Here is a 14,519-nt window from a genome sequence, read left to right as displayed (position 1 = left end):
ACTGTATATGGATAGCATCGTGAATTATTCGAAGTTCACTACGCCTTCAGGCTGCACGTATGGCACAGCGAGTACATGCCCTTCACTCGGAGCTTCTAATCTATCGCGCAATTGCGGTTCTGCTTCCCATTCTTGGCGAGTAATGCGATTGATCGCTTCATCCCAATACACGTCATCGCCAAGTAAATCAATCTTGATATGCGGTGCAATGGCTACGCGCTGCATACCAAGTTTTTCCATCACGCGCCGTGAACGACGATTACCAACCTCATGCACACCCCAAATTGCCTGCAATGCCAGCTGCTCAAAACCGTATTGTATAACGCGCTCCGCAGCTTCTGGAATAATGCCTTGTCCCCAATACCCTTGTGCCAGCCAGTAACCCAGTTCCATATGCTGGTTGCTACTTTCTTGAGGTAGCTTGCACTCAGGAGAGCATGGTTTCAGTCCTACACAGCCAATTGGTGTATCGTCGTTCTTGAGTGTTATTGCAAAAATTGTTGGCTCATTAAAAATAGTATCGATAATTTGTGCTGATTGCGCGACACTGGTATGCGGCATCCATCCTGCAAGCGGACCAATTTCAGGGTTGCTTGCTGCAGTATAGAGTGCCTCGGCGTCGCTATCTTGCCAAGCACGGAGTATAAGGCGTTCTGTAGTTAGTTTCGGTGCGTGTTGCATGGTCCCCCTTACATGCTCGTATGTAAGCTGAGCTTTTGGTAATAGTGTACCTCATAGCAATTGCGGTGTGGTGGTGTAAGAACTGGGCGTATGGCAATACATTGGCGTGTCAAATTTGCACTTTTGGTTTACGGTGTTTAGAGTACAACGTTGAACACGCTTGTATAGTACACAGCAGTGTATCGGGCTATAGCGCAGTTTGGTAGCGCACTTGACTGGGGGTCAAGGGGTCGCCGGTTCAAATCCGGCTAGCCCGACTATTATTGTTTTACACTCTTTTACAACATAATTACCTAATTATTACAGTGCATGGGTTACAGTAGTGTCGATAGTTTGATATGGAGGATACTATGGCCGATATGCCACAAGTTAATGCAGAGTTTGGCTCTAGCCCAGTTATTGAGTTCCCGGAAGGCGCTGCCCCTCAAGGACTCAAAGTTGTAGAACTCACCGAAGGTGACGGTCCAATGGTACGTAAACGCGATACCGTAACCGTTAACTATCACGGTGTAGTGTGGGGCAAGAATAAGCCATTTGATTCAAGCTTTGACCGCCACCAGCCCGCAAGTTTTGGTATTGGTGTAGGACAGGTTATTCGTGGCTGGGATCAGAGCGTGCCAGGACACAATGTTGGTTCCCGTCTTGTGGTTTCTATTCCACCTGAATATGGCTATGGTTCACGTGGTGTTCCACAGGCCGGTATCGGCGGGGGAGATACTCTCGTATTCGTTATTGATATTATTGCTACTCGTTAAGTACTAGTGCATATACCACATAGAGTCTGGTGAAATAAGGAATTATAAGGGATAAGTATGCCACAAGAAGAACAAACCTTGTTGCTTACACAAGAAGCTTACGACAAGTTAAAAGAAGAGCTCGCCTGGCGTGAAGGACCATACCGCGACGAAATTATCGAGAAAGTTGCAGCCGCTCGCGCTGAGGGTGATTTAAGCGAGAACGGCGGATATCAAGCCGCTCGTGATGCACAGCGCAAGAACCAAGGCCGTATTGAAGAGCTTACAGTGAAACTTCGTTCTGCAAAAATTCTCACTGCTCCGGCAGCGGGTATTGTGGGTAATGGTTCATTGGTAACCATGATTCGCAATGGTAAGGAGCGTGTAGTAGTTGTCGGTTCCCGTGATTTAGCTGTAGCTACTGACCATGATATTGTCAGCCCAGAGTCTCCAGTTGGAGCTGCGCTTATGGGTACTAAAGTCGGTGAAACAGTAAGCTACACTGCACCAAGCGGTAAAGTTATTGAAGTAACAGTAAAAGACGCTAAGCCACTAGAGTAAGCATTACTCTGTAATTCAGTTCCAATACAATAGCCCGGGCAGTTACTGCTCGGGCTATTAACGTATACAGTGTGTGTATTACCACATGCTGACGATTACGAAATAAATAGCAACCATATGGCAGGCAAAACCTAACACAGTGCCGCAATGGAATATTTCATGGAAACCAAAGACTTTTGGCCATGGATCAGGTTTACGGAATATATACACAATGGCGCCAGCAATATAGCATAAGCCTCCAGCAACAATAAGGCATACTACTGCTGGTCCAGCGTGAGGTGATAACCAAAATAGGCGCAAATATGCCACGCCAGAGACGCCAAACAGAATATACACTACCGCATAAAGCCAGCGTGGCGTATTAATCCAAATAACGTGAATCAGCAGGGCTACAACAGTACACGTCCAGATGGTTGCCAAAATAAGATTGCGCCAAAATGGTTCCAGAGCAAATGATACAGGCGTATAAGTGCCAGCAATAAGCAAGAAAATATTAACGTGATCAATACGGCGCAAAATATCGGTAACTTTTGGCGACCAATCACCCAAATGATACAGTGCTGAATTACCAAAGAGGATCAGTGAGCTGACCATAAAAACAGCACATGCCCAGCGCAATGGCGCACTTGGTGCCAGACAAATGAGTACGATGCCAGCGGCAAGTGCCAATGGAGCGGCAATAAGATGAATCATACCACGCATTGCCGGTTTTGGTCTGCCATGCACATCAAGGCGAATTTTTCTGATACCTAAAGCTCGATTTTCAATTTTTCTAGCTTTAAGCTCAGCCTTTGACTCAATACGCTGAGCTTTCGCATGTCCCTTTGTGCGCACTACTTGGGCGCGTACATGCGCATCATGAATGCGTGCTTCCTTTACCGCCTGTGCAGTGCGAGCAAATGCCGCCTGCTGCTCATCGGTTGGAACGCTTGTGGTACTCGATGCTGTCGCTGAGCGCGTTGAACTATTGGATGGTTCTGATAAAGTACTCGCCCCCTCGGCAGTACTACGCTGATTGGTTTGGTCAGTTGTCTCGTCTTGATGAGACTGAGCCATACATCCCTCCTCGATATGCAACACTACTTTGGTATTGAGTATAGGAGTATGAGTGGAGCTTAAACATGCTCGGTTTGGGCGCGTTGCACATACATTTCGATAGCATAGAGGCATGGTAGATTTTTCTCATCTTGTAGCTGATAATCCAGATTTTGATGCCACTGACCGTGAATGGCTCCATCATCTTGTTGCCGACTGGCAAGTGATTGCAGATTTAAGTTTTGCAGATCTACTGCTGGTGTTGCCGACTTCACAAGGTAAATATGTTGTTGCAGGACAATGTCGTCCTTCAACAGTGATTTCTGTGCGACAAGACGATATGATTGGGCAAATAGTGGAAGGCGAAGATGCCAAAGCTATTGAGCGTGCAATGAGCGAACAGCGCATTTCCAGGCTGGATCATTATCGTGCGGTTGGTAATACCACAGTTTGTGATGTTTATGCCCCTGTGCGTAGGGAAGGCAAAGTATTAGGTGTTGTGGTGCGTGAAACCAATATGGCAACACGAATGCTTAATGGTCGTTACGAGTCAGAGTCAATTGATGCAGGTAAAAAGTTATTTGCCATGATTCCGGAAGGCACATTCCCATATCATGACGCCATGCTTAAACAGCGGCATAATGCGCGTGTTTCTGATGGTTTTATTGTGCTCTCTCAAGATGGCATTGTGGAGTATGCCGCCCCTAATGCCATCAGTTGTTTCAGAAGACTTGGTGCTGCTGAAGTAATGGAAGGCAAGTATTTAGCAGAAATTGGTACATCGTTAATTAAAGAGCGCGACGATGTCTCAGATACGCTGCCGCTGGTACTCGCTGGTAAAGCTGCTGTTGATTCTGAAATCAATGCTAATCGTTCCACGGTTTCTATGCGTTCCTTGCCGCTGTATGCTGGTAATGTGCGTTGCGGGGCAGTAGTGCTATGTCGTGATGTTACTGAATTACATCGCCGTGAAAAAGAATTGCAGACCAAGGATGCTACTATTGCGGAAATTCACCATCGTGTAAAGAATAATTTGCAAGCAGTTTCTGCGCTACTGCGATTGCAAGCGCGTAGAACAAAACTTCCTGAGGTTAAAACGGAGCTTGAAGAGGCAATGCGTCGTGTGGAAACGATTGCGGTAGTACACGAGGGATTAAGTCAGACTGCTGATGAAATCGTTGATTTTGATAAGGTAATTTCTACGTTACTGCGTATGAGTGTCGATCTTGCAGTTGAAAAAGATCAGCATATTCATATTTCGTATTTGGGTAAATTTGGTATGATGCCTGCTCAGGATGCGACACCATTGTCTCTTGTGCTCACGGAATTGGTAACGAATGCTGTAGAGCATGGTTTTGTGGGTAAGAGTGAGGGCAATATTCGTATTTCCGTAGGGCGTGGAGGCAATACCTTAAATGTTGTTGTAGAAGATGACGGTATTGGCTATACCTCTGAATCAGAGTCTGGAATGGCCCGCTCTAGTGGTTCTGGTTTGGGTACGCAGATTATTAATACGTTTGTGAAAAATGATTTTGGCGGTAGCGTTAAGTGGGAACCACGCCGCGAAGGAGGTACCCGAGTAGTGCTCAATATGCGGTTGCGCGCTGCACAATAATACGTGTTTAATCACTCAGTGCCTTAAGTAGGGTGAATGTGCTAATGGCATAACACTGTAAACTCAAGGAATGTGCAGCTTAAGGTACGATAGAAATAAGTTTGGGGAGAGGAAACATATTCCCTCTCCCCAAACTGTGCAGCGATATTGTCGTACTATAGCTGCATAACAGCGGCACGACGCTGACGCATAGTGCGACGCTTCCAAGTGCGGCGTTCATCCTCGCTTAAGCCACCCCAAACACCATAATCCTGGTTGGTTTCAAGGGCGCACTTCAGGCAGGCTTCCATAACGCTGCAGGTGCGGCATACGGCTTTAGCTTCTTCAATTTGTTGAAGTGCTGCGCCTGTATTGCCTACAGGAAAAAACAGTTCAGGGTCCTTATCCCTGCATGCTGCTTTTGCTCGCCAATCATATGCACTGCTCATACTGTTCCTTCACATCCTCCATAGGTGGGCAGTTACTTCCCACATAAGAGATAACCACGAATTGGAGAAAATTTCAAGAGTTTTGTCATCGAAATTATGACATTTTTTATAATATATGAAATCTGCAATGCGAGTGTCACTATGAAACCGCTTATTGTGATGGTGGGTGAGTAGCGCAACTAGGCTATACTGCTATAACACTGAATTTTCGTACAAGATCCGTGCTCAAGTACGAACGCGCGACCAGCCAGATGATAATCGTCCTCAGTGCATGTTGCCAGCGCTGCATGTGGGATTCCTGAAATCGAATCCGTCGCTGTATCTCCTGTCGCAAAAACAATTCTTGTACTGCAATGGTCAGGATGGCGTACAAAACGAGCCGAGTGGGTAGCAAAAATAACCGTATGATTGGGATCAGCAAGATATTGTCGGAATAGTGTCGCCTGCGGATCATCGCACATAGGATTAAGCCATTGATCAGCTTCATCAACAAGATCGATATGCCACTCTGGTGGCGTTTGACGGGCTGGTGACGATTGGTCGGATTGTGGCAGTCGTTCGGGTTGCGGCATTTGCAGCGATTGTGATGATTCAAGTGATGGCTCACATACTTCCTGCTCGCCGTAAGCAGTATCCATATTGTAGGTATTGATAGTACATACACCATGTGCTTGGGCGGTTTGTAACTGCGCTAAACAGTTGTTAAGTATCGTGCTGGTACCGCGCGTAGGGAGACCAATAATGGCAATATTGCCTTGATTGAGAGCAAGTTGATACTCTATGCAATGGGTGCCAGTATCGGCTAATCCCAAAACCAATTGCAGATGGGCTCTATCTAATGCAAATGAAGCTGTATCGCACTGTTGCATATTACCATTGTTGTCAGTTTTTCTTGTACAATCAGTGCTCGTTTTCACCTGAGCGTATGCAGGTAAATATTTGGGCAAAGGCTGCGAAAATAACATAGGTATTGCGCCATCGCCTATAGCCTGCCATGCACGCTTACATGCTAGAATTTCTTGATCAGCATGTGTTGCAGTAAGCGCACGCCAAATCTTTGGATATTGTTCATAATCACTCATAGCAATCCCCGGAATGTCGGGTGTAAAATGTGCCGCAAGGGTAGTGCCAATAAGTTCTCGTGACTGTATTTCATCTCGTACGCGCAAGCAGATATGTAATCCAATATTGGCCTTCATATTGGTACTCATTTGCCCCATAGGATGCTGTGTACACGCAATCAGATGCATACCTAGTGAGCGTCCAAGTGTAGCAAGATGGTCTAAACGATCCATATAATCTGGTAACTGAGCGCGTAACGCATGGAATTCATCAATAATAATAAGCAACCGCGCAGGTGGCTGTGGTATGTGATTGATATCTCCAGCATGATGGATTGCGACTAAGTGTTCTCTTCGCTGTAATTCCTGTTTGATAGCGGCTAAGGCCCGTAGTGCATGACTGATATCTAAATCTGAAACAAAACCAATAGTATGAGGCAACTGGTAGAGGTCACGAAATGTTGAACCTCCTTTGAAATCAAGAAAAATAAATTGCACATCACTTGGTGGGTAGGCTAAAGCCAGTGACAGCACCCATGTGCGTAACACATATGATTTTCCAGAACCTGTTGTTCCAGCGAGCAGGGCATGAGGACCTTGAGTAATAATATCCAGAGTGTACGGCTGTATTGTGGGCGGTTGTGGAGCATGATAGTGTTGCACACTTACTCCTACAACTGCTGGCAGATGTGTTATGGCTGGATATGCGTGGTGATGTTGGTGCAGTTCAATTCTATCGCTCCATGTGTGTGCAATATGTTGCCAGAGTGCTGTGGGGCCGGTAGGGAGGCATAATTGTGTACAGAGTGTTTTCGATGGCAGTAGCTTGATGTCATCAAGTATTGCTTGCTGATCATGGTGACTGCTTGCTATTGGATTATCTGTGAAACCAGAGTTTGCGCTTGGTAATGGTGCAGTTGTGCTTCGGTACGATTGATCGGTTGATTGTCCAGGTGCAGATTGCGCGGGCATGGATTGTGTCTGTCGCTGCCTGAGTTGACTTACAATAAGTGTCGAAGCAATGGCTAAGCAGCTTGGCACCATCATAATCATTAATAGCCAATGTCCTTGCCATGCCATCACACAGGCTACGGCAAATTGACCGATAAGTGGTGCAAGCATACTTATGATAAGCCATGTTGACTGAGGTATTTGGCGCGGTTGCTTGTCTTGGCTCGCGTGCATCGATTGTTGCTGCTGTGTACGATTCTTCATACACCAACTATGCAGGTCGTCTACTTCATCAAGCAAGCGAAATGGCTATGGTGGACAAGTATGGCAGTACCTACATACCGCCTACAACACCAGGGGATGCACTACCTTCTTCAAGTTGCTTGAAGAGCGTTGCATTACGCTGATCATCGAGCAAAATTGTCGAACCAATACCGGAATCTGGCCAATAATCGAGATCTGAATAGTACGGCGTACCGGTAATGCCGTCTTTTCCAGTGGCACTTTTAAAGGCTAACGCCATGGATACGAGATTAAGGGCATCTGAATTTTCATCGACGACAACAGAGCCAAGCCCCGCTTCTGCAACAGATTTCATCTTACTTGGTGAAGAAAGTATTTGTGAAGAAGAAGCTTTTTTAACAATTGCGCCAATAACTTGACGTTGGCGCGCTGCTCGACCTATATCTCCTTGAGGATCGGCATAACGCATACGGGAAAATGCTAGGGCAGTAGGGCCGTCAGCAGTGTGGCAGCCAGCTTGCCATACCATGCCGGAGTTAGGGTCATTGACATCGTCGTCATAGCACAATGTCACTCCGCCCAAAGCATCGACAACACGCTCTACACCGCTGAATCCGATTTTTACCACATGGTCAACTTTGTATCCAGTTATGCCTTCAATAGTACCTACTAGGTCGCTACGACCTAATAACGAAGCAACAGCATTGATTTTCATATCCTGACCGTTAGGTGATACATAAGAATCACGAGGAATAGAAATCAATGATGCTGGACCCTTTTTTGGCTTAGTCAGCAGTAAAATAGTATCAGTACGAGAGCCTGGAACATCAGTTGCGCTACCGGTATTTGGTGCACCATCGCGCTGATCAGATCCGAGAATAAGCCAGGTTGATGCCGAAGATTGTGGAGTATTAGTTAGCCAAGATTCATGCTGCAAATGTTTATTGACCCAAGAAATACTCATAAAACCGACAAGCAAACTTGCTGCGATAATCACACACAGTAGTACTAGTAGACTGGTTCCAAGAATCTGTACTTTTGATCGGCGTTTTCTTTGACCCCTGCGAGGCAATGATGAACCTGCAGCTACGGATGGTACCGCCATATGTGCTGAGCTAAAAGAATTCTGTGGTGTCGGATTTACAGGCCTTACTGATTGTCTATTTTGTGTAGTTCGTGGTGACGCAGCATTTCTCCTTTGAGGAGCAAAAGACGCTGGTTGTTCAGGAGTAGTGTTCCTTGCCGTATTCGATCGCCGCCCTTGCGAAGCAGGTGCAAAAGAGACAGGTTGCTCAGCCTCTGCATGAGGAATGGGTTGGTATTCAGGCACCGAACCATGCGACATATTTGGACGAGAAGAGCGAGTGCGCTCAGGAGCAAAACTAGGGATATCTGACGCTGATGAGTGTGTCGCACCAAGCGATTGTTGCTGAGGGGTGCGCCTTATTCTGGATCGAGGATTGCCCGATGGTTGAAAGCTGGGAGGCGTTGATTCCTGAGAGTTATGCTGCCCAGATTCACTCATAGTTGCTCCCTTATTTGTTCGTCTACATTATACTTTGTGTGCTAATTCGTTGAGCAAATATGAACTGACGAATTAGCACCCTTTACATAAGTACTATAAGTTATTGCAATTGTCGTTTTACATCTGACTTACTGGAATACCACAGAACTGATACGAAACATAACCGTCAGCCATACCAATAGCTTGACCAGTGTTGGCATCTTTAATTACGCCAGAATCAGGGTCTACATATCCATTGGTATTAGGATCAACAAGTGATCCGTCTGGCATGACAAGCAGTCCAGTATTTGCATCAAGCGTGCCTTGAGGAGTAGCTGTAGCCTGGCCATTCTGGGATAAGGTTGTATCTTGAGACTGGGTAGTATCAGTGCTTTCTTGCTCTTGTTCGTTTTGAGTATCTTGTGTATTAGTGTCTTGCTCGTTTTGCGTTGCAGAGTCATCCTCAGTAAGCGGCTTGTTATTTTTTAACATATCCCAAATTTGTACAGCATCATCGGTCCATACCACGCGATTTTTATCGTAAACATATTGCGTTACAGGCACAGTACGCGCGTAAATATGGTTAGTGTTGAGCTTAGTTAATGCTGCACTCATACCCACAAGCGTTGCCACATCAGCTAATCCTGGACTCATGGTTAATGATTGGATAGCACTGGTAGCGAGCTGATAAAGTTGATTTGTCTGGGTGAAGAGATTCTTTTGTTTTGCTTCTCTGAGTAGTGATTTTATTAAAAATTGTTGGCGTGTAGTACGGTAAATATCACTGCCGTCAGCACCGGTGACACCATGACGAACTCTAGCGTATTGGGTAGCTTCAACACCGTTGAGATGATGAAGTCCACGTTGTAAATGTAGTCCTGTGGTGTCATCTTCAATGCTTTGAGCAATACAAATATCAACTCCACCCAAAGAGCTAATCATATTGCTTAATCCAGCGAAATCAACGACAACAAACTGGGAGATTTCCAATCCAGTTAATGCATTTACAGCATTCATTGTGCAGCTGGCAGCTGATGCTAAATCGCCGCCGAATTGGTAGGCAGTTGCAAAAATAGAGTTAAACATTACATTATTGCGTGCGCCAAGTACTCCCTGAGAGGTGTTGCAGCTTGGCTGATCAACAATAGAATCGCGTGGAATAGAAACGATATTGATAAACGTGCGATCGGCACTGAGTTGGACAATCATTGCTGTATCAGATTGGTGGTCATCTGCCGAACCACCTGCGCCGATTTGAGCGTTTGCTTCGCCGGAGCGTGTATCTTGACCGAGTACCAAAATATTAATTGGTTTACCAGCGTTAGGATCAACTATTGTTTCCTGTTTAACATGGGATTGGGTAATAACTGGTGCTTCTGCCTCTTCAACCAGGGTGGTTATATTATTGGCGACTAAAGCTGAAGCTGTTCCTACGAAGGTTAGTGCTGCGAGAATAGTAGCGATAATGGCTGTCCGTAGTCTATGAGACAGCCTGTATACAGGAGCATGTAGCGGGTGCGCATGCGTATGAGCCAGATTTGGAATTTTATGATTGCGGCTTTGGGCGCGATGCTGTGAATGGCTATGCGTTGACACTGGCTATATCTCCTTTACTTGACTCGCTATGAGCCCGTATCAAGTGTAAAGCACAGCGCGTTCAAAAATTGACGAAGTATAGGAGTTGCGAAAATTGTTTACAAAATTCTCGCGTATGAACACGACTGTAGCTTCCTGTGATGTAGTCAATTAGTGGACAATTGGAACAATTGCTCTAATATTAGGATAACCTTGGGGGAAATTTTAGAATGAAACACGCACAGATTGAAAGTCGACACTCATATTGATTTGACAGACCCCCTTTCAATAGGTGTAATGCAACTGGGCGTGGTTGACACGCCAAATGAGGGGAGCCATCATGTGGGGAGTGTTCAGTCCAGCAGGTGCTGACGACCAAAGTCATGATGTCGAGCTGCAAACTCAAATCAATGAGGATAACGAGCAAGCACTCAACACATTACTCTGGGGACTATTTGACAACACATCTGATGTATCGTGGCAACATAAAGCATTATGTGCACAAACTGATCCAGAAGCCTTTTTCCCAGAAAAAGGCGGTTCTACGAAGGACGCTAAGCGCGTATGTGCTCATTGTGAAGTTCGAGATCAGTGTTTAGCTTGGGCTATTGAACACGATGAACGCTTTGGTATTTGGGGCGGGCTTTCAGAGCGCGAACGCCGAAAATACAAGCGTGACCACGGTCTGACTAGAATGCGCGAACAAGCATAATAGGAGATTATATAGCCAGTTACGTTGCTCATTTACAGTGGTTTATCTATAGTAGAAGTGATGAATGCTCAAGATAAGTCACTGAATGCACAGGCAATTGTTTCTAAGGTTTCGCACTATGCGAGGACACATTTGTATCCAGGGTATCGGTCTATATCGTCTGTTGCTGCAATTATTACAGTTGATAACGATACGCAGTATTTAGAACAGACTTTGCGTAGTGTGCTTGAGCAAACTTGCGTCCCATCACACATTATTGTGGCGAGTTGTGATACCCCTGAGTCTGCGTATAATGCGCATAATGAAGACTCTGTAGCTAAGTCTAAAACTAAGTCCAATTCCAAGACTGATAAAGCAAGCAAAACGCACAAGACCTCGCAGTCTATACCAGTGCCTCAAGCGCCATCAGCCTTGCAAAATCGCTACAATAGCAGTATTCGTGTTGCTGCTGATATTCAAGTGCAGTGTATTCATATTGATTCAGCGCATTCTTTTGGCGAGGCTATCAATGCTACATTGCGTGCGTTGCCTCAATTAGAACAAACGCATGGTTTATGGTTGTTGCATGATGACAGCTATCCCAATGACGCGACATATTTAGAAACCATGCTTGAGGTATGGCAAAATACACCATCGGTTGCTGTATTGGGCGCTAAGCATATTGATGCTCGCACTGGGCGATTGCAGCAAGTTGGTTATTATGCAACATCTCATCATAGTGTTACGTCGCTCGTAGTGGCTGGGGAGCTTGACCAAGAGCAGTATGATACTCGTTCAGATGTGTTTGCGGTTTCGCTTGCAGGTGCTGTTGTTAATACCCGAATTTGGTATAGTTTGGGCGGCGCAAGTTCAGCGCTGTATACGGCTGGGCAGTCAGCTGATTATTGTAGGCGTGTATGTCGCAGCGGTGGTCGTGTGGTTGTAGTGCCTCAAGCGGTGTTACGACATTATCGTGCGCGTGTATATCAACTTCGTTCATTACAAGGGTATGCCTTATTGCAGGCATCATCGGATTTTGAAAAAAGCGATACTGAAAAAAGCGATACTGAAAAAACACTGGTGACGCATAACAGCTCAGTTGCTCAGAGTACTGCCAGCATTCCCAACATTGCATATCGCATTGTTGATGATGCTAGAGCTCAATATTACTTTACTGATATTGCTAAAAGACGTTGGTTTTTGGCATGGCTATGGTTGCTTATCTCAAGTATTGGTCGAACACTTGGCTTGTTAGCACAGAAAAATATGGTCGCAGCTGCAAGTAAGTTTACGCTACCTTGGAGAATGCTGCTCTGGCTGCCTCAAGGCACCATGGCACGCCGTAAAGTTCGTGATCAGGCAAATATTCCTCTGCATAGTTTAGATACGTTACTTGCGCATCGAGATCAAATTAAGCTGTATAAAGAACGTAAAGTAGCGTTTGAACAAGCTATGCGCGGGCGTATGCTCAATCAACTCGAATTAGCGCATATTCGTTCGAGAAAACGCAGACGCGCATTATGGGCAGCACTTATGAGTGGTATTGTACTAGCGTGCACAATATGGCTCGTACCTGATGCTTGGCATGCGCTGATAACCAATAGTGGAATTACGACAGTCGCATTACCGCCAACTGCTGCCACATTTGGACAGCTTATTCATGCGGCATTTAGTCCGATTGCCTATGCTGACGGTCTTGGCATGGCATACCCGCCCACACCATTTTTTGTTATCTTGACGATTGTAAGCCTATGTACTGGCGGTCATGTTGCAAGTGCAGTTGCTCTCATTATTATCGCAGGGCCTTCTTGTGCTGCATTATCAATGTGGGCACTAGCTGGTACTTTTACGCGTTCGAATGCTGTGCGTGTAAGCAGTGGTTTCGCTTGGGCAGCTTTCGTTGTAGCATCAGGAATACTCGCATATGGCAACATTCCAATGCTGGTGCTTGCTACTTTCTTGCCTGCAGGTATTGCGTTTGTATACCGCGCTGTTGGAATGTATCGAACCGAGGAAATTGTAACCCCTACGGCTTCAATTCAAAGTGCAGCATGTGCATCACTATGCTTGGCAGCGTGTGTGGCATGCGCTCCTCAATTAGTGCTAGTTATGATTCCGCTTTTTGTGGTTTTTATTCTTGCTGTGCGCTCACATCGTGTGATGCTGTTCCTGATGCCGCTGCCAGCTGCAGTATTACTAGCTCCTACACTTTTTAACGTAGTCCGTCATCTTGGTCAAGGGGCACTACGTCAATTATTTGCTTCAGTATTAATTCCAGTTGCTCATATGCAGGGGGTTAGCGCTCCGGTTAGTATCACTGCACTGCTTGCTCATCTTTTTGGTATCGATACCTATAGTCAGGCTTTCGCATCAGGTGCTTCTGTTGAATCACTGGGGTGGTTTGGCGCACTAGTGGATTCAAAGCAGGCAGTTACTATGCAACATGTTGTGCTTTTCTGGGGTATTGCAGCACTTATTGCCGTGCTCTCGCTAAGCATATTAGCCTGTGTGACATTGGCTATTCCATCATTATTGCGTGCATCACGTTTAATGTTCGGAATCGCCGTAATGGGTGGTATGCTTGCCTGTATTGCAGTACGTGTAGCTATTGATCAGCAACCTGAGCATATTGCTGGCGATGTACTGCCAGGGCTGATGATGATGGTAATGGGATTCCTATGTGGCGCGGCAATGCTCGCCGGTCGTGCTGCAAAACCGTTTGAACCACTGGTAGATCGCAGCGTTGGCAGACGCGCCTTGTCTGTGCAGCGCAAAGGCGTACAGCGTCAGGTCATGAATATAGGTCGTACAGTATTGGTGTTAGCTATTGTTAGCGTATGTCTGGTGTGGGGATATGTGGGCTATCAGCGCACCAGCTATGAGCATCCTGTAACAGCTACGCAGAGTTTACCAAGTATTGCTCAGGATTATGTGTATGCGCAAGATAATCACCGTATTCTCGCTGTTTCAGCTGATTCTGATGCGCATATCAATATGTCTATAATGCGTACTGCCCAAGGTGATTTGATTGATAGAAATGCTGCATATGAAGTAAGTCAAGCAACAGGGCGTACTGACCCGCTACAACGTTCAGTACAGCAAGCTGTTGCTACACTGCTTATTACCAGCGATGAGCAGGCTATTGCAACTATTGCACAAACTGGTATTGGCGGCATATACATTCCTCAACCGAGTGATGGCGCAAATAGCAGTTTGGTGGCACATATTATCGCTACTTCAGGTACAAGCGTTGTCGTTGATAATAGTCAGGGAGTATTTATCCGATTAAGTCAGGTGCCTGCAGATTCAGGTGTGGACTTGCATAGGTATACTTCGCTTGCGGTTGGTGCTTGGCAGCAAGTCTGGATATGGTCGTTGGCTATTACCATGTTGATATATTGCATTGTGGCATTCCCAAGAATACGTCGCTAAGAGGGGGA

At 45.9% G+C, this 14,519-nt stretch carries 11 protein-coding genes and 1 tRNA gene; 6 read left to right on the top strand and 6 right to left on the bottom strand.

Features of this window, described 5'->3' with window-relative positions; translation table 11 throughout:
* Window positions 1-24: 24 nt before the first annotated feature.
* A complete protein-coding gene (locus IEU85_RS03635) occupies window positions 25-681 on the bottom strand; it encodes a GNAT family N-acetyltransferase (RefSeq protein WP_188354838.1) in 657 nt (218 codons plus the stop codon).
* 183 nt (window positions 682-864) lie between these two features.
* On the opposite strand from IEU85_RS03635, the gene IEU85_RS03630 reads away from it, so the two are divergent.
* The 3 genes from IEU85_RS03630 to IEU85_RS03620 all read left to right on the top strand — a co-directional run bounded on the left by IEU85_RS03630 (window position 865) and on the right by IEU85_RS03620 (window position 1,976).
* A tRNA-Pro gene (locus tag IEU85_RS03630) sits at window positions 865-938 on the top strand.
* A gap of 93 nt (window positions 939-1,031) precedes the next feature.
* Window positions 1,032-1,436: an FKBP-type peptidyl-prolyl cis-trans isomerase gene (locus tag IEU85_RS03625; RefSeq protein ID WP_188354837.1), complete on the top strand. Its 405-nt coding sequence runs from the start codon at window positions 1,032-1,034 to the stop codon at window positions 1,434-1,436.
* A gap of 57 nt (window positions 1,437-1,493) precedes the next feature.
* Window positions 1,494-1,976 carry a GreA/GreB family elongation factor gene (locus tag IEU85_RS03620; protein ID WP_188354836.1) on the top strand — a complete coding sequence of 161 codons (483 nt, stop codon included), beginning with the start codon at window positions 1,494-1,496 and terminating at the stop codon, window positions 1,974-1,976.
* A gap of 78 nt (window positions 1,977-2,054) precedes the next feature.
* Here the strand turns inward: IEU85_RS03620 and trhA are convergent, their stop codons facing one another.
* Entirely contained in the window at window positions 2,055-3,032 is a 978-nt protein-coding gene (gene trhA / locus IEU85_RS03615; RefSeq protein WP_188354835.1) for a PAQR family membrane homeostasis protein TrhA, read from the bottom strand.
* A 112-nt stretch (window positions 3,033-3,144) separates the two neighbouring features.
* On the opposite strand from trhA, the gene IEU85_RS03610 reads away from it, so the two are divergent.
* Window positions 3,145-4,626: a sensor histidine kinase gene (locus IEU85_RS03610; protein WP_188354834.1), complete on the top strand. Its 1,482-nt coding sequence runs from the start codon at window positions 3,145-3,147 to the stop codon at window positions 4,624-4,626.
* Window positions 4,627-4,781: 155 nt separating this feature from the next.
* Here the strand turns inward: IEU85_RS03610 and IEU85_RS03605 are convergent, their stop codons facing one another.
* The 4 genes from IEU85_RS03605 to IEU85_RS03590 all read right to left on the bottom strand — a co-directional run bounded on the left by IEU85_RS03605 (window position 4,782) and on the right by IEU85_RS03590 (window position 10,409).
* On the bottom strand, window positions 4,782-5,054 hold the full coding sequence (locus tag IEU85_RS03605) for a WhiB family transcriptional regulator (RefSeq protein WP_188354833.1): 273 nt from the start codon (window positions 5,052-5,054) through the stop codon (window positions 4,782-4,784).
* Between the two features lie 179 nt (window positions 5,055-5,233).
* Window positions 5,234-7,330, bottom strand: a complete 2,097-nt coding sequence (locus IEU85_RS03600) for an FtsK/SpoIIIE domain-containing protein (protein WP_229714710.1) — start codon at window positions 7,328-7,330, stop codon at window positions 5,234-5,236.
* 70 nt (window positions 7,331-7,400) lie between these two features.
* Window positions 7,401-8,834 carry an LCP family protein gene (locus IEU85_RS03595; protein WP_188354832.1) on the bottom strand — a complete coding sequence of 478 codons (1,434 nt, stop codon included), beginning with the start codon at window positions 8,832-8,834 and terminating at the stop codon, window positions 7,401-7,403.
* 117 nt (window positions 8,835-8,951) lie between these two features.
* Entirely contained in the window at window positions 8,952-10,409 is a 1,458-nt protein-coding gene (locus IEU85_RS03590; RefSeq protein ID WP_229714709.1) for an LCP family protein, read from the bottom strand.
* A gap of 319 nt (window positions 10,410-10,728) precedes the next feature.
* Between IEU85_RS03590 and IEU85_RS03585 the strand changes: the two genes are divergently transcribed.
* On the top strand, window positions 10,729-11,100 hold the full coding sequence (locus IEU85_RS03585) for a WhiB family transcriptional regulator (RefSeq protein ID WP_188354831.1): 372 nt from the start codon (window positions 10,729-10,731) through the stop codon (window positions 11,098-11,100).
* Window positions 11,101-11,160: 60 nt separating this feature from the next.
* Entirely contained in the window at window positions 11,161-14,511 is a 3,351-nt protein-coding gene (locus IEU85_RS03580) for a glycosyltransferase (RefSeq protein ID WP_188354830.1), read from the top strand.
* Window positions 14,512-14,519: the final 8 nt, after the last annotated feature.

The sequence above is a fragment of the Galliscardovia ingluviei genome, assembly GCF_014635685.1.
GTDB lineage: Bacteria > Actinomycetota > Actinomycetes > Actinomycetales > Bifidobacteriaceae > Galliscardovia > Galliscardovia ingluviei.
This window is presented reverse-complemented; position numbering and strand designations above follow the sequence as displayed.